The sequence below is a fragment of the Bradyrhizobium pachyrhizi genome, assembly GCF_001189245.1.
Taxonomy (GTDB): domain Bacteria; phylum Pseudomonadota; class Alphaproteobacteria; order Rhizobiales; family Xanthobacteraceae; genus Bradyrhizobium; species Bradyrhizobium pachyrhizi.
On the sequence record NZ_LFIQ01000084.1, the window covers coordinates 1 to 15302 of the forward strand.

The window sequence follows — 15302 nt, forward strand, 5'->3', positions numbered from 1 at the left end:
CGAACTCAGGGGACCCATAACCACAGGGTTGTGTTGTTGAAGAAAGCTGCGGCCATGGCGTCGCGCAATAATTCACATTCGTGGTTATGGGTCCCGGCCTTCGCCGGGATGACGATGGGGATGGTTCTCGATTCAAGATTTCAAACAGCGCGGTGTCGTCACGCTTCGTTCCACCCATCCTACATTTGGCTCATCGCGCGGCTCCCGGCCGGCGCTTCACATGATCGATGAAGGCGCGCAGCTTCGGCATGATCTGGCGGTGACCGGGATAGTAGAGAAACACGCCCGGCGTGGTCGGCGCGAATGGCTCCAGCACGCGGACGAGCTTCTTCTCCTTCACAGCGCCTGATATCAGCGGTGCGGGGACTTGCGCGAGACCCACGCCTTCGATGGCGGCGCCGACCAGCGTCGGGAAATCATGGCCGATGAAGGATCCCGACACGGCAAGCTCGATCGAACGGCCGTTGTCGTTCAGCGACCATGGCGCGAGCCCGCCGTTCGATCGCCGGAGCCGCAGGCACGCGTGCGCGCGCAGATCGTCCGGACGCTTGGGCCGGCCGCGGCGTGCGAGATAGTCCGGGCTGCCGACGATGGCGAACGGGAACGGCTTGGTCAGTCGCACCGCGACCATGTCCGGGTTGATGAACTGGCCCATCCGGATGCCGGCATCGAAGCCGCCGGCGGCGAGGTCGACCAATTCCTCGCTGGCGGCGAGCTCGACCTCGATCTCGGGATAGGCCTTGCAGAACGAGGCGATCAGCGGCTCCAGCAGGATCGGCACCACCGAGCGCGGCACCGTGAGGCGCAACAGCCCGGCGGGCTTCTGCCCGAGTTCGCGCGCCGCCCCACTCGCCGCGACCAGTTCCTCGAATGCCGGTCTTGCGCGCGCCAGAAACCGTTCGCCGGCGTCGGTCAGCCCGACGCTGCGGGTGGTGCGGATGAACAACACGGCGCCGAGGCGCGCCTCGAGGGCGCGCACCGCCTGGCTGATCGCCGACGGCGTGACGCTGAGCTCGGCCGCCGCGCGGCGAAAACTGCGGTGCTGCGCGACGGCCAGGAATGCCTCGACGCCGTCGAGCGCGCCTTGCCGGACTGTGAAGTTCTGCTTCATGGCCTGTGAACATTATCGCGAATAGTCGCTCGCGGAAAGCCACCCTACATCGGAGCCACAAGCAGCGGCAACGCGACGCGCGCTGCTCCACGCAACATCACGACACCCGTCGCGAGCGAAGACCTGCGACCGATGCGAACAATCCGTCACACAATCCTGGCTCTCACCCTCACTTTGACAGGCACCACTTCCATGACTGCACCATCCCCTGCGCAAGCACAAGCCACCTCCACCGTCACCACCGGCGTGATGGTCATCCTCACCGCGAAAGCTGGCGTCACCCGCGATCAGGTGATGGCCGTGATGCCGGACGAAATCCGGCAGACCGTGCAGCTCTATCTCAACGGCAAGATTCGCGAATGGTATTCGCGCTCCGACGGGCGCGGCGTGGTCTTCCTGTTCGATGCCAAGGATCCATCCGAGGCGCACGCGATCATGGAAGGCCTGCCATTGTCCAAGCTCGATCTGATGGATCACGAGTACATCGGGGTCGGCCCGCTGCTGCCGCTCCGCCTGCTCGTCGCCAAGCCCTGAGCGTCAAGGTCCTGAACGCAAGCCAACCGAACCGATCGACAACAAGGAAATCCGCCGATGCCCCCGGGCTTCAATCTTCCATTCGTCCTCAGCGTCGCCGGCGCGTTTCTGACAAGTGCTGTCGTGGCCGTCACCTATGTCTGGCCGGCAGTCCGCGCGATGCCACGTGACAGCGCGCTCCGACTACTCGCAGCGTTCCATGCGTTCCGGTTCCTGGGCATGAACTTCATGGTGGCCGGGTTCGTGTCGCCGCACTTGAGCGCGGATTTCGCAAGCGAGGTCGGATGGGGCGATCTCGTCGCCGCCGTTCTCGCTCTGCTCGCGATGGCGGCGCTGTCCTGGCGGTGGGCGATCGCGATTCCGATCGTCTGGCTGTTCAACATCTGGGGCACGCTGGATCTGCTCAACGCCTATTACATGGGCGTGAAGATCGGCGATCCCGGCCTGTTCGGCGCGGGCATCTACATTCCGGCGCTCTACGTGCCGCTGCTGCTGGTCAGCCATGTCATGGTGTTCATGCTGCTGACGCGCACCAAATCGGCGGAGGCGTAGATGCCGCATCAAACATCGTCGTCCCGGCGAAGGCCGGGACCCACACTCCGCAGCCGATGTGGTGGACGGGACCCGTCGTTCCAGTCCCGCGCAACAATGCGTATTCGTGGTTATGGGTCCCGGCCTACCCCGGGACGACAGCGCATGTATGGCGCGGCCGTCGCGGCACACTTCAAAACGGCAACGCCACGCCGGTCTTGATCTCCTTCAGGATCACGTTGGTGCGGACGTGGCGGATGCCGGGAATACGGAACATGAACTCGTCGAGAAATTTGTTGTAGGCGTCCATGTCGCGCACCACGACGCGCAGATGATAATCGGCGTCGCCGGTGGTTGCGAAGCATTCCAGCACCTCGCGGCGCTTCATCACCCGGGCAACGAACTCGTCGACGAACTTCACGTCGTGGCGCTCCAGCGAAACGTGCAGGATCGCCGACGTCGCAAAGCCGGCGCGCTCGCGCGCGACCAGCGCCGAATAGCCCGAGATGACGCCGGACTCTTCCAGCGCACGGACCCGGCGCCAGCACGCCGAGGTCGACATCCCGACGGTTTCCGCAAGCTGCTGGTTGGTGGCGCGGCCGTCCTTCTGCAACTCGGCGAGGATTTTCTCGTCCTGCCCTTCGACCATTGCGAGCCTCTCCGACTTGGTAAACTCTACCATACTATCCCACTTTTCGCAACATCTTGCCGATTTCCCCTCGACGAATGAATGGATAGGTAAGACCTACCAAGCCCACAGGCATAGCCTAGTCGGATCAAACATCGCGAAACCCGGAGGGGTCAGTCATGGGCCAGATGCCGCTGCTCGACGCCTATCAGCTGTCCGAGCGCTACAGCCGCGAACATGGCCGCGTCTTCCTCACCGGCACGCAGGCCATCGTTCGCATCGTGCTCGACCAGGCGCGGCGCGACCGCGCCGCCGGCCTCAACACCGCGGGCTTCATCTCCGGCTATCGCGGTTCGCCGCTCGGCGGCGTCGATCTCGAATTGTGGAAGATCGGCGAGCAGCTCAAGGACAGCCGCATCGAATTCCTGCCCGCGGTGAATGAGGACCTCGCGGCGACCGCGGTGCTCGGCTCGCAGCAGGTCGAGACGCAAAGGGGTCGCGAGGTCGATGGCGTGTTCGCCCTGTGGTACGGCAAGGGCCCCGGCGTCGACCGTTCCGGCGATGCGCTGAAGCACGGCAATGCCTATGGCTCCTCGCCGCATGGCGGCGTGCTCGTCGTCGCCGGCGACGACCATGGCTGCGTATCGTCCTCGATGCCGCACCAGTCAGACGTCGCCTTCATGAGCTGGTTCATGCCGACGCTGCATCCGGCCGATGTCGGCGAATATCACGCATTCGGCGAATATGGCTACGCGCTGAGCCGGTTCTCCGGCATGTGGGTCGGGTTCAAGGCGATCTCGGAGATCGTGGAATCCGGCGCCTCGGTCGAACTGCGGCCGCCACGCCGTTTCGTGCAGCCGGATTTCGTGCCGCCGCCCGGCGGCCTGCATTATCGCTGGCCGGATCTGCCGGGCCCGCAGATCGAGGAACGGCTGGAGGCGAAGAAGCACGCGGTCTACGCCTTCGCGAAAGCCAATCCGATCGACCGCCACATCTACGACATCAAGGATGCGAGCTACGGCATCGTCACCACGGGCAAGGCGCATCTCGATCTGATGGAGGCGCTGCGGCTGGTCGGGCTGGATGAAGCCGCCTGCCGCCGCTTCGGCATCGACATCTACAAGGTCGGCATGGTGTGGCCGCTGGCGCTGCATGATGCGATGGAGTTCGTGAAGGGCAAGCGTGAGATCCTCGTGGTCGAAGAGAAGCGCGGCATCATCGAGAGCCAGTTCAAGGAATATTTCTACGACTATCCCGGCTCCAAGCCGGAGCGAATGGTCGGCAAGCATGACGAGAGCGGCGCGCGGCTGATCTCCTGGACCGGTGAATTGTCGCCGCGCATGCTGGCCGACGTGCTGGCGCGCCGGCTCGACCCGATGTTTCCGGAGCTGCAGCTCGCCCGCCGCGTCGCCGCACTGGTGCCCGAGAGCGACCGCATGATCGCGGTGCCGGGCGCGACGCGCACGCCGTATTTCTGCTCGGGCTGCCCGCATAACACCTCGACGAAAGTGCCCGAGGGCTCCAAGGCACTGGCCGGCATCGGCTGCCACTTCATGGCAAGCTGGATGGACCGCGAGACCTCGTCGCTGATCCAGATGGGCGGCGAAGGCGTCAACTGGGCGGCATCATCGAAATTCACCGGCAACAGCCACGTGTTCCAGAATCTCGGCGAAGGCACTTACTATCACTCCGGCTCGATGGCGATCCGGCAGGCGATCGCCGCGAAAGCCAACATCACCTACAAGATCCTGTTCAATGACGCGGTGGCGATGACCGGCGGCCAGCCGGTCGACGGCCCGGTCAGCGTGCAGGCGATCGCGCACTCTGTCCGCGCCGAGGGCGTCGCGCGGATCGCGCTGGTCTCCGACGACCCCGCGCATTTCTCGCCGGCCGACCTGCCCGCGGGCGTCACCATCCATCCGCGCGAGGCGATGGACGCCGTGCAGCGCGAGCTGCGCGCAATTCCCGGCGTCACCGTGCTGATCTATCAGCAGACCTGCGCCACCGAGAAGCGGCGGCGGCGCAAGCGCGGCACGATCGAGGATCCCGCGCGCTTTGCCTTCATCAACGACCTCGTCTGCGAAGGCTGCGGCGACTGCTCGGTGGAATCCAACTGCCTCAGTGTCGAACCCAAGGAGACGCCGTTCGGCCGCAAGCGCAGGATCAACCTCTCGACCTGCAACAAGGACTTTTCCTGTCTCAACGGCTTCTGCCCGAGCTTCGTCACCATCGAGGGCGGCAAGCGGCGGGCGAAGAGCGCGAGCGCGATCGATCCGCTGACACGCGCAGCTGCGCTGCCGGTGCCGGAGCTCGCGGGACTGGAGCGGCCCTACGATCTCCTCGTCACCGGCGTCGGCGGCACCGGCGTCATCACCGTCGGCGCGCTGATCGCGATGGCCGCGCATCTCGAGGGTCGCGGCGTCTCGGTGCTCGACTTCACGGGTTTTGCGCAGAAGTTCGGCCCCGTGCTGAGCTATCTGCGGCTGGCGGCTACGCCCGACGCGCTGCATCAGGTGCGGATCGACCAGGGCGCGGCCGACGCGCTGATCGGTTGCGACCTCGTGGTGAGCTCGTCGGCAAAAGCGTCCGGCACCTATCGCAAGGGAATGCGCGCTGCGGTCAATACCGCCGAGATGCCGACCGGTGATGTGGTGCGCTTCCGCGATGCCGACCTCGCCTCGCCGGTTCGCTTGCGCGCGATCGAGCGGGTGATCGGGTCGGGCAACCTCACCATGATCGACGCCAACGCGCTGGCCGAGCGGCTGCTCGGCGACAGCGTGTTTGCCAACATCATGATGCTCGGCTTTGCTTGGCAGCAGGGCCTGGTGCCGGTCTCGCTGGAGGCGCTGACCCGCGCGATCGAACTCAACGGCGTCGCCGTCGAGCGCAACAGGCAGGCGCTGGCCTGGGGCCGGATCGCCTTCGCCGATCCGGAGTTCTTGCCGAAGGCCGACGGTGCTGCGGCCGATGTGCCCGAAACGCTGGAGCAGGTGATCGCTCGGCGCGCGGATTTCCTCAGGTCGTATCAGGACGCGGCCTATGCCGCGCGCTATCGGGCGACGATCGACCGCGTACGGCGCGCCGAAGTGGCGCTCGGCAGCGAGACCTTGACCGACGCCGTGGCCCGGTCGCTGTTCAAACTGATGGCGTATAAGGACGAATACGAAGTGGCGCGGCTGCATATGCAGTCGCGCTTCCTCGACGAGCTCAGCCAAGAATTCGACGGCGACTTCACGGTGCAATATCACCTTGCACCGCCGTTCCTTCCGGCACGGCGCGATGCACGGGGACGGCCGAGGAAGCGCGCATTCGGGCAGTGGATCCAGACGCCGCTGCGGCTGCTGACAAACCTGAAGGCACTGCGCGGCACGGCGTTCGACGTGTTCGGCTACACCGCCGAGCGCCGCACCGAGCGCGAGTTGATCACCTGGTATGAGGCATTGATCGAGACCATGCTCGGCAAGCTCGACAAGGCACGGCTGCCCGATCTCGTCGCGCTGGCAAAGGCGCCGATGGAGATCCGCGGCTATGGGCCGGTGAAGGACGCCGCGATCGAGAAGACCAGGGCGGAGGTCGCGCGGCTCACCGCGCGACTTATCTCCGCCCCGTCAGACCAAGGCGACGGCTCAGGCCGCCGCGCGGCGCTTGGCGGGTGATATCAAGCCGACCACGACGGTCGCGAGCACCGCCACGACGATGTTGAGCAGCAACGCGCCGAGGCCGACATAGAAGCTGTAGCTGGCATCGCCGAGCGTGATGCTGGCGAGCGGCTTCAGCCCGTTGCTCCACGCGGTGTACGTGCCCCAGCCGATGCCGACCGCCCAGCCGAGCAGCAGCCCTTCGGCGCGGAACCAGACGGTGAACAGCCCGAACACCAGCGCCGGCAGGGTCTGCACGATCCAGAGGCCGCCGAGCAGTTGCAGGTCGAGCGCATATTGCGTCGGCAGGAACAGGATGAAGGCGAGCGCGCCGACCTTGACCACCAGCGATGTGATCTTCGCCACCGACGCCTCGCCGGCATGCGAGATGTCCGGATTGACATAGGACTTCCAGACATTGTGGGTGAAGAGGTTCGCGGCACCGATGCTCATCACCGCCGCCGGCACCAGCGCGCCGATCGCGATCGCCGAGAACGCAAAGCCCGCGAACCATTCCGGAAACAGCGTCTTGAACAGCATCGGCACCACGTCGTTCGGCGATGTCACCTTGATGTTGGCGGCATAGGCCATGTAACCGAGCAGCGCGATCAGGCCGAGCAGCAGCGTATAGGCCGGCAGCAGGATCGCATTCTTGCGGATGGTATCCGCCGACTTCGAGGCGAAGATGCCGGTCAGCGTGTGCGGATACATGAAGGCGGCGAGCGCCGAGCCCAGCGCCAGCGTCGCATAGGGTAGATACTGCGAAGGCTTCAGCGTCAGCCCAGTGGCGCCGCCCTTGGCCGTGAAGGCGTCGTTGGCGGCCGAGAACACCGCGCCATAGCCGCCGAGCTTCGCCGGCACCACGACTACGGCGGCCAGCACCACGATGTAGATCATGATGTCCTTGACGAAGGCGATCAGCGCCGGCGCCCGCAGGCCGGAGCTATAGGTATAAAGTGCGAGGATGACGAAGGCGGCGATGATCGGCAGTTCGCCTGATAGCCCCATCGCCTTGATCACGACCTCCATGCCGATCAGCTGCAGCGCGATGTAGGGCATGGTCGCGACCAGGCCGGTCAACGCCACCGCGAGCTCGAGCGCACGCGAGCCATAGGCGCCGTGGACGACGTCCGCGGCGGTGACGTAGCCGCTGGCATGCGCCTTCTTCCACAGCACCGGCATGACGGCGAACACGAAGGGATAGACGATGATGGTGTAGGGCAGCGCGAAGAAACCATAGGCGCCGACCGCATAGACCAGCGCCGGCACCGCGATCACGGTGTAGGCGGTGTAGAAATCACCTCCGACCAGGAACCAGGTGATCCAGGTGCCGAACTGGCGGCCACCGAGGCCCCATTCGTCGAGATGCTCGCTGACCGGGGCGGATTTCCAGCGCGCCGCGAAGAAACCCATCACGGTGACGAGCGCGAAGAAGAAGATGAAGACGCAGAGCGCTACCCAGGCGATGTGATCGGTCATGGTGTCTCCCCCTCACCGCTGCTCGTCGGCATCGGGCCGGCGGCTGCGATAGACCAGCCAGATCAAGAGCGAGGAGATCGGCACCCAGGCGAGCTGGTACCAGTAGAAGAAGGGAAAGCCGAACAGGGAGGGCTCGACGAAATTATAGAACGGCACCCACAGCAAGCCGATGAACGGCAGCAGCAACAAAATCCACATGGCCTACTCTTTGACGCAAGACACAGCTCAAGGCGGGAGGTTCCGCTGATCGTGGCAACGATCCAGGAACCGGTTCGTTGCGTCTAGAATCACGGTTACGGCAATGCGACGCAAAAAGATGTGATCATCACCTGGTGCATGCCGCCTATTCGGCCTTGATGCCGGCGTCCTTTATCACCTTGCGCCAGCGCGCCTCCTCGCCGGCAAAATAGCGGTCGAGTTCGGCCGGCGGAGAGGCCACCATCACCAGGCCCTCATTGACGCTGAGCTTCTTGAAGGCCTCCGCCTGCACGGCCTTGGCCGCCGACTTGTTGAGGCGGTCGATGATGTCCGGCGGCGTGTTGGCCGGCGCGTAGAGGCCGTACCAGGATTCGGCGACATAGCCGGATGCGCCGGCTTCCGAGACCGTCGGCAATTGCGGGAACGCGGGCGAGCGTTCGGCCGACGTCACTCCGATCGCGCGCAGCTGCCCGGCCTCGACCAGCGAGGCGCAGCTTGCCACCGTGGTGAACATCACCTGGATCTGGCCGCCCAAGAGGTCGGTGATGGCAGGCGCCGCGCCCTTGTAAGGAACGGTGGTGAGATTGACCCCGGCCATGTGCTTGAACAGTTCGCCGGCGAGATGCGCCGAGGTGCCGGTGCCATAGGTGCCGTAGGACAGCTTTTCCGGATCGGCCTTCGCGGCCGCGATCAGATCGGCAATCGACTTGATCGGCGAAGCGGGATTGACCACGACGACGTTGAATGAGCGCGCCACCAGCGCCACGGGTGCAAAATTCTTGTGCGCGTCATAGGGCAGCTTGCTGTAAAGGCTCGGATTGACTGCGTTGGCGAAGGTCGCCATCAGCAGCGTGTAGCCGTCGGCTGCGCTCGCCGCGACGCTCTGCGTGCCGATGATGGTGCCGGCGCCCGGCTTGTTCTCGATGATGACGGTGACGCCGAGATCCTTCTGCATCTCCTGCGCCAGCGTCCGCGCGACGACATCGGTGCCTCCGCCCGGCGCGAACGGCACCACGATCTTGACGATGTGGTCTGGATAGGCGGCGCGCGCCGGCAGTTGCAGCAGCAGGTTTGCCGCGAGCGCGAACAGGAGTGATGCGAGAAGACGAAGCGGCATGGCAGGCCCCGGCGGCAGACGCTGCCGTCTTCATACACGCGAACGCCATGCAAGGGATGCCGGGCCGTCATGACGCGGTAGGAAAGCGCTCTGCTGCTAGTTCCGTCATCCGGGGTGGCGCGACGGGCCGCGAGCTTGCGGATGTCTGACTCACCGGTCGTGCAACACACACACTGTCGTCCCGGCCTAGTGCGCAATTGCGCACGGGGGGCCGGGACGACGAACAGAGAGAAATGCGACCAGCTCCATCACCGGAGCGCGGAGGCCGCTCAGTGCAAGCGTGCCTACCCTGCACACCTCCCATCACGAGTACGGATTGATCAGCTTCTGCTGCTCGGTGGCGTGACGGACCAGGAGGTCGATGAAGGTGCGGACCTTCGCCGAGAGATGATGGCGGTGCGGATAGACCGCGTTCATCGTGAGCTCGACCGGCCGGTATTCGGGCAGCAGGCGGACCAGTTGTCCCGACTCCAGCTCGTCGCGGACCAGGAAGCCGGCCGCGAGGAAGACGCCGACGCCGGCCAGCGCCGCGAGCTTCAGGGTTTCGCCGCTGTTCGAAATCAGATTTCCGGAGACGCGCACCGCAGCCGGCGTGCCCTTGCGGTCGGCGAAGCGCCACTCGTCGCCATAGGGATAGTTGGCGTGGCGCATGCAGTTGCGCGCAGAGAGGTCGGCCAGCAGCGTTGGCTTGCCGTGCTGTTCGATATAGCCGTGCGAGCAGCACAGCACGTGGCGCCAGGTCGCGATGGTGCGCACGATCAGGCTGGAGTCCGGCGGCGGCACCATGCGCACCGCGAGATCGTAGTTCTCGTCGATTAGATCTGCGTTGCGCTCGCCGATCGTGAGATCGACCTTGACCTCGGGATAGGTGGCGAGGAACTCGGCCACCGCGGGCGACAGGAACTGGACGAGATGGGTGTTGGTGAAGATGCGCAGCGTGCCTCGCGGCACCGATTGCTGCGCGCCCGCGATGTCGTCGGCCTGCTCGATGTCGGCGAGGATCTGGACGCAGCGGTCGTAATAGGCCTGGCCGACCTCGGTGAGGCTGACCTTGCGCGTGGTGCGGTTGAGCAGCCGGGCGCCGAGGCGGTCCTCCAGCGACTGCACGTGATTGCTCACCATGGTGGTGGACATGTTGAGCTTGCGGCCGGCGGCGGAGAAGCCGCCGGTATCCACGACCCGGACGAAGGCGGTCAGGCTGGTCAGGCGATCCATGCGGCAAGGTCCGGATTATCAGCGCTGGCTTGATAATGCTTCCAGTTTTATCGGGATTATCACAGCGGGGAGGACATTGCATCTAAGGGGCCGTACTGGGCGCCCTTTCTGGAAGGACGCGAATGTTCGACCCGGAGGCTGTCATGTCGACCACCACTTATGTCCCTGAAGATTCGGCCAAAATCGGCCTCCGCCCGTCGCGGAAAGCGATCAAGCGGGCAGCCCTCGGGCTCGTCGCCATCATCGGCGTCGCCGTGGCAGCCGACTTTGGCTACGACTACGTCACCACCGGCCGCTACCTCGAAACCACCGACGACGCCTATGTGAAGGCGGACTCCACGATCATCGCCCCGAAGGTGTCGGGCTACATCGCCCGTGTGCTGGTCACCGACAACCAGCCGGTGAAGGCCGGCCAGTTGCTGGCTGAGATCGACGACCGCGATTACCGCACCGCGCTCGGCCAGGCCAAGGCCGATGTCGACGCCGCCAGCGCCTCGGTGCGCAACCTCGATGCCCAGCTCGAGCTGCAGCAGCCGATCATCGACCAGAGCACGGCCGACGTCACCGCCGCCGAGGCCAACCTGAAATTCGCGCAGGAAGAGCAGACCCGCTACGACGGGCTGATGAAATCCGGCTCCGGCACCATTCAGCGCGCGCAACAGACCGACGCGGCGCTGCGTGCCAACACCGCGCAATTGCAGCACGCGAAGTCGGCGCTGTCGGCGGCGCAGCGCAAGGTCGACGTTCTGACCACGCAGCGCGCCCAGGCCGCAGCGCAGGTGGACCGCGCTCGCGCGGTCGAGCAGCAGGCCGAGCTCAACCTGTCCTACGCCCGGATCACCGCGCCGGTCGACGGTACGGTCGGCGCCCGCTCGCTGCGCGTCGGGCAATATGTGCAGGCCGGCACCCAGCTGATGGCGGTGGTGCCGCTGGACGCGGTCTATGTGGTCGCCAATTTCAAGGAGACGCAGCTGACCCATGTACGCAACGGCCAGCCGGTCGAGCTCACGGTCGACAGTTTTCGCGGCACCACGCTGAAGGGCCATGTCGACAGCCTGTCGCCGGCCAGCGGCCTCGAATTCGCGCTGCTGCCGCCCGACAACGCCACCGGCAATTTCACCAAGATCGTGCAGCGCGTGCCGGTGAAGATCGTGCTCGACGACCACAGCCTCACCGGCCTCTTGCGCCCCGGCATGTCGGCGATCCCGACCGTCAACACCAAGGCAACCGTGCTGGCCGAGCGCGAAGAGAAGCGGCGGCTGGCGTCGGCGACGCGGGCGAACGGCGGATAGAGACTACGGTCAACGATAAGAGTGCGAACTTTCTTCGCCTCTCCCGCCTGCGGGGGAGGCCGACGTGCGCGTAGCGCGCGGCGGGTGGGGGCTCTCCCCACGACACGACTCGCGGAGAGAGCCCCCACCCCACCCTTCGCGCTAGCGGGAGAGGGAGCCTGACAGGCGTGCCCATCTCACGAACTGACGGCTGGCAGACGAAGGATCTGCGTCACGCGTCGTAACAGCGCCCGATTATCAACCGCGACAGAACAATCCTTCCAGTCTTTCTCGGATTATCGAAAGTGGCCGCCTAATACATCTTGCGTGTGCAAGCGAGAGAACACGCCGATGACCGCACTTCAGCCCACAGCCGCCGACGCAGCGAACGCCGCCGCACTCCCCGCCCCCGCCACGCCGGCGGCGCCGGCGATCCCGACAAAGACCTGGATCGCGGTGATCGGGGCGACGCTCGGCGCGTTCATGGCGGTGCTCAACATCCAGATCGTCAACGCCTCGCTCGCCGATGTGCAGGGCGCGATCGGCGCCGGGATTGACGACGGCGGCTGGATCTCGACCTCCTATCTGATCGCCGAGATCGTGGTGATCCCGCTCTCCGGCTGGCTCGCGCAGGTGTTCTCGGTGCGCATCTATCTGCTCACCAATGCGTTCCTGTTCCTGGTGTTCTCGGCGGCATGCGCGCTGGCGCAGAACCTGCCCCAGATGATCGCGCTGCGCGTGGTGCAAGGCTTCACCGGCGGCGTGCTGATCCCGATGGCATTCACGCTGATCATCACGCTGCTGCCGAAGGCCAAGCAGCCGATCGGGCTCGCGCTGTTCGCGCTGTCGGCGACCTTCGCGCCGGCGATCGGCCCGACCATTGGCGGCTATCTCACCGAGAACTGGGGCTGGCAGTACATCTTCTATGTCAATCTGGTTCCCGGCGCGGTGATGATCGCGATGCTGTACGTCTCGCTCGATCCGAGCCCGATGAAGCTATCGCTGATCCGCCAGGGCGACTGGCTCGGCATCATCACCATGGCGATCGGCCTCGCCGCGCTGCAGACGGTGCTGGAGGAAGGCAACAAGGACGACTGGTTCGGCTCGCCCTTCATCGTCCGCCTGTCGGTGATCGCGGCGGTCGCGCTGGTCGCCTTCCTGATCGTCGAATTCACTGTGGAGAAGCCGCTGCTCAATCTGCGCCTGCTCGCGCGCCGGAATTTCGGCTTCGGCATGCTGGCCAACTTCCTGCTCGGCATCGCGCTGTACGGCTCGGTGTTCATCCTGCCGCAGTACCTGTCGCGCATCCAGGGCTACAACGCCGAGCAGATCGGCATGGTGCTGGCCTGGACCGGGCTGCCGCAGCTCGTGCTGATCCCGCTGGTGCCGCGGCTGATGCAGCGCTTCGACCCGCGCATCATCATCGGCGTCGGCTTCGCGCTGTTCGCCGGCTCCAACTTCATGAACATCTTCATGACCAACGACTATGCCACCGACCAGCTGTTCTGGCCCAACATCGTCCGCGCGATCGGTCAGGCCCTAGTGATGGCGCCGCTGTCGGCGGTTGCGACCGCGGGCATCGAGCTGGAGAACGCGGGCTCGGCCTCCGCGCTGTTCAACATGATGCGCAACCTCGGCGGCGCCGTCGGCATCGCCGTGCTGCAGACGCTGCTGACCAAGCGCGAGCAATATCACTCCAACGTGCTGATGCAGTCGGTCTCGCTGCTGGAACAGGCCACGCGGAACCGGATTGAGCAGCTGACGCAGTATTTCATGAACCACGGCGTCGCCGATCAGGCCGCGGCCGCCCACCGCGCAATCGCGGCGATCGGCAAGGTCGTGCAGAAGCAGGCCTACATCCTCGCCTTCAGTGATACCTTCTATCTGCTTGGCATCGCGCTGATCATCGCACTCGCGGCGACACTCTTCCTGAAGAAGCCGGGCCAGCTCGCTGGCGGCGGTGCGCACTAACCCAAACCACAACCACGGAGAACGACCATGAAGCCGCGCATGAACTTCTACCAGGCCGCACCCGAGACCATCAAAGCGCTGGTCGCGGTCGAAAACCAGATAGCTGCGAGCGGCCTCGAGCAATCGCTGATCGAGTTGGTCAAGACCCGCGCCTCGCAGATCAACGGCTGCGCCTATTGCATCAACATGCACACCGAGGATGCCCGTAAGCACGGCGAGACCGAGCAGCGGCTCTATTTGCTCAACGCCTGGCGCGAATCCCCGCTCTACAGCGAGCGCGAGCGCGCGGCGCTGGCCTGGACCGAAGCGCTGACGCTGGTTGCGGAGACGCATGCGCCCGACGCCGACTATGAGGCGGTGCGCGCCCAGTTCTCGGACAGCGAACTGGTCAACCTGACCACGCTGATCGGCGCGATCAACGCCTGGAACCGGATCGCCATCGGCTTCCGCGCGGTGCATCCGGTGAAGGCGAAAGCGGCGGCGTGAGGACCATACTCTCAGCGATATATTCCGCTGTCATGCCCCGCTTCATGCGGGGCATCCAGTACGCCGCGACGCCTCGGCTCAAGCACCGCCGTCTCTGGAATACTGGATCGCCGCGGTCGCGCCGGGCGATGACAGCGTAAAGTGCGGCGACGGTCCTAAACCGCCGTCGCGCGGGCGAACTCGACGTAGATCTCGCGCAGGCGGTCGGTGATCGGGCCGACCTTGCCGCCTCCGACCTTCTTGCCATCGATCGCGACCACGCCCTGCACGAAGACGGAAGCGCTGGTGATGAAGGCTTCCTTGGCGGCGAGCGCTTCCTCGATCGTGAAGGCGCGCTCCTCGATGCGCAGCTGGCGTTCCTCGGCGAGCTTGACCACCGCCTTGCGGGTGCAGCCGGGCAGGATCTCGTTGCCGTTCTGCCGGGTCACGATGACATCGTCCTGGGTGACGATGAAGGACGAGGACGAGCCGCCCTCGGTGACCTTGCCGTCCTCGATCATCCAGGCTTCGCCGGCGCCGGCCGCGGCCGCTGCCTGCTTGGCCAGCACCTGCGCCAGCAGCGCCACGCTCTTGATGTCGCGCCGCTCCCAGCGGATGTCGGGCACCGTGATGACGTTGATGCCGGTCTTGGCCGAGGGCGCGTTGATGATGTCCTTTTCCGAGGTGAACATCACCAGCGTCGGCTTGACGTCGGCCTTCGGGAAGGCGAAGTCGCGGCCCTTGTCGGCGCCGCGGGTGACCTCGAGATAGACCATGCCGTTGACGAGGTCGTTGCGCGCAACCAGCTCCTTCTGGATCTCCTCGATCCGCTCAAGCGTCTCCGGCAGCGCGAGCTGGATCTCGCCGACCGAACGCTTGAGCCGCGCCAGGTGCGAGGCGTTGTCGATCAGCTTGCCCTCGAGCACCGCCGCCACCTCGTAGATGCCGTCGGCGAACAGGAATCCGCGGTCGAAGACCGAGACCTTGGCCTCCGAATGCGGCACGAACGAGCCGTTGACGTAAGCGATCTTTTCCACGCGAGTTCTCCTGCGGACGAAGGGGGTTTCAGGCCTTCGTATACGCAAATTGTTAACGGGGGAAAACCCTGTAGCCGCCGTCATTCCGGGGCGATGCGCAGCATCGA

At 65.3% G+C, this 15302-nt stretch carries 13 protein-coding genes; 6 read left to right on the forward strand and 7 right to left on the reverse strand.

The genetic code is table 11. The features are described from left to right. Positions 1 to 190: 190 nt before the first annotated feature. Positions 191 to 1111 carry a LysR family transcriptional regulator gene (locus AKL29_RS18795; RefSeq protein ID WP_028332983.1) on the reverse strand — a complete coding sequence of 307 codons (921 nt, stop codon included), beginning with the start codon at positions 1109 to 1111 and terminating at the stop codon, positions 191 to 193. 192 nt (positions 1112 to 1303) lie between these two features. Between AKL29_RS18795 and AKL29_RS18800 the strand changes: the two genes are divergently transcribed. Further along, complete coding sequence (locus AKL29_RS18800) at positions 1304 to 1645, forward strand: muconolactone Delta-isomerase family protein (RefSeq protein WP_244482161.1); 342 nt, start codon at positions 1304 to 1306, stop codon at positions 1643 to 1645. Between the two features lie 57 nt (positions 1646 to 1702). Then, entirely contained in the window at positions 1703 to 2197 is a 495-nt protein-coding gene (locus tag AKL29_RS18805; protein WP_028332981.1) for a hypothetical protein, read from the forward strand. Between the two features lie 172 nt (positions 2198 to 2369). Here AKL29_RS18805 and AKL29_RS18810 read toward each other — a convergent pair whose 3' ends face one another. Then, positions 2370 to 2825 carry an Lrp/AsnC family transcriptional regulator gene (locus AKL29_RS18810; protein WP_028332980.1) on the reverse strand — a complete coding sequence of 152 codons (456 nt, stop codon included), beginning with the start codon at positions 2823 to 2825 and terminating at the stop codon, positions 2370 to 2372. Positions 2826 to 2983: 158 nt separating this feature from the next. Between AKL29_RS18810 and AKL29_RS18815 the strand changes: the two genes are divergently transcribed. Next, a complete protein-coding gene (locus AKL29_RS18815; protein WP_050385171.1) occupies positions 2984 to 6460 on the forward strand; it encodes an indolepyruvate ferredoxin oxidoreductase family protein in 3477 nt (1158 codons plus the stop codon). On the opposite strand, the gene mctP is transcribed toward AKL29_RS18815, so the two are convergent. From mctP to AKL29_RS18835, 4 genes are all read right to left on the reverse strand, one after another. Beyond that, positions 6431 to 7921 carry a monocarboxylate uptake permease MctP gene (mctP, locus tag AKL29_RS18820; protein WP_050385172.1) on the reverse strand — a complete coding sequence of 497 codons (1491 nt, stop codon included), beginning with the start codon at positions 7919 to 7921 and terminating at the stop codon, positions 6431 to 6433. The genes AKL29_RS18815 and mctP overlap by 30 nt on opposite strands. A 12-nt stretch (positions 7922 to 7933) precedes the next feature. Beyond that, complete coding sequence (locus AKL29_RS18825; RefSeq protein ID WP_028332977.1) at positions 7934 to 8119, reverse strand: DUF3311 domain-containing protein; 186 nt, start codon at positions 8117 to 8119, stop codon at positions 7934 to 7936. A 145-nt stretch (positions 8120 to 8264) separates the two neighbouring features. Beyond that, complete coding sequence (locus AKL29_RS18830) at positions 8265 to 9236, reverse strand: tripartite tricarboxylate transporter substrate binding protein (protein ID WP_050385173.1); 972 nt, start codon at positions 9234 to 9236, stop codon at positions 8265 to 8267. Between the two features lie 303 nt (positions 9237 to 9539). Further along, entirely contained in the window at positions 9540 to 10451 is a 912-nt protein-coding gene (locus tag AKL29_RS18835; RefSeq protein ID WP_050385174.1) for a LysR family transcriptional regulator, read from the reverse strand. Positions 10452 to 10594: 143 nt separating this feature from the next. Between AKL29_RS18835 and AKL29_RS18840 the strand changes: the two genes are divergently transcribed. The 3 genes from AKL29_RS18840 (at position 10595) to AKL29_RS18850 (ending at position 14179) form a co-directional block, all read left to right on the forward strand. After that, positions 10595 to 11743, forward strand: a complete 1149-nt coding sequence (locus AKL29_RS18840) for an HlyD family secretion protein (protein ID WP_050385263.1) — start codon at positions 10595 to 10597, stop codon at positions 11741 to 11743. A gap of 330 nt (positions 11744 to 12073) precedes the next feature. Beyond that, positions 12074 to 13693, forward strand: a complete 1620-nt coding sequence (locus tag AKL29_RS18845) for an MDR family MFS transporter (RefSeq protein ID WP_050385175.1) — start codon at positions 12074 to 12076, stop codon at positions 13691 to 13693. A 27-nt stretch (positions 13694 to 13720) separates the two neighbouring features. Then, positions 13721 to 14179: a carboxymuconolactone decarboxylase family protein gene (locus tag AKL29_RS18850; RefSeq protein ID WP_028332972.1), complete on the forward strand. Its 459-nt coding sequence runs from the start codon at positions 13721 to 13723 to the stop codon at positions 14177 to 14179. Between the two features lie 155 nt (positions 14180 to 14334). Here AKL29_RS18850 and AKL29_RS18855 read toward each other — a convergent pair whose 3' ends face one another. Next, positions 14335 to 15195: a D-amino-acid transaminase gene (locus AKL29_RS18855; RefSeq protein ID WP_028332971.1), complete on the reverse strand. Its 861-nt coding sequence runs from the start codon at positions 15193 to 15195 to the stop codon at positions 14335 to 14337. Positions 15196 to 15302: the final 107 nt, after the last annotated feature.

Excerpts from the sequence above, each read along its gene's own strand:
- AKL29_RS18795 (WP_028332983.1), bottom strand. The coding sequence starts at position 1,111 with ATGAAGCAGAACTTCACAGTCCGGCAAGGCGCGCTCGACGGCGTCGAG.
- AKL29_RS18800 (WP_244482161.1), top strand. The coding sequence starts at position 1,304 with ATGACTGCACCATCCCCTGCGCAAGCACAAGCCACCTCCACCGTCACC.
- AKL29_RS18805 (WP_028332981.1), top strand. The coding sequence starts at position 1,703 with ATGCCCCCGGGCTTCAATCTTCCATTCGTCCTCAGCGTCGCCGGCGCG.
- AKL29_RS18810 (WP_028332980.1), bottom strand. The coding sequence starts at position 2,825 with ATGGTCGAAGGGCAGGACGAGAAAATCCTCGCCGAGTTGCAGAAGGAC.
- AKL29_RS18815 (WP_050385171.1), top strand. The coding sequence starts at position 2,984 with ATGGGCCAGATGCCGCTGCTCGACGCCTATCAGCTGTCCGAGCGCTAC.
- mctP (WP_050385172.1), bottom strand. The coding sequence starts at position 7,921 with ATGACCGATCACATCGCCTGGGTAGCGCTCTGCGTCTTCATCTTCTTC.
- AKL29_RS18825 (WP_028332977.1), bottom strand. The coding sequence starts at position 8,119 with ATGTGGATTTTGTTGCTGCTGCCGTTCATCGGCTTGCTGTGGGTGCCG.
- AKL29_RS18830 (WP_050385173.1), bottom strand. The coding sequence starts at position 9,236 with ATGCCGCTTCGTCTTCTCGCATCACTCCTGTTCGCGCTCGCGGCAAAC.
- AKL29_RS18835 (WP_050385174.1), bottom strand. The coding sequence starts at position 10,451 with ATGGATCGCCTGACCAGCCTGACCGCCTTCGTCCGGGTCGTGGATACC.
- AKL29_RS18840 (WP_050385263.1), top strand. The coding sequence starts at position 10,595 with ATGTCGACCACCACTTATGTCCCTGAAGATTCGGCCAAAATCGGCCTC.
- AKL29_RS18845 (WP_050385175.1), top strand. The coding sequence starts at position 12,074 with ATGACCGCACTTCAGCCCACAGCCGCCGACGCAGCGAACGCCGCCGCA.
- AKL29_RS18850 (WP_028332972.1), top strand. The coding sequence starts at position 13,721 with ATGAAGCCGCGCATGAACTTCTACCAGGCCGCACCCGAGACCATCAAA.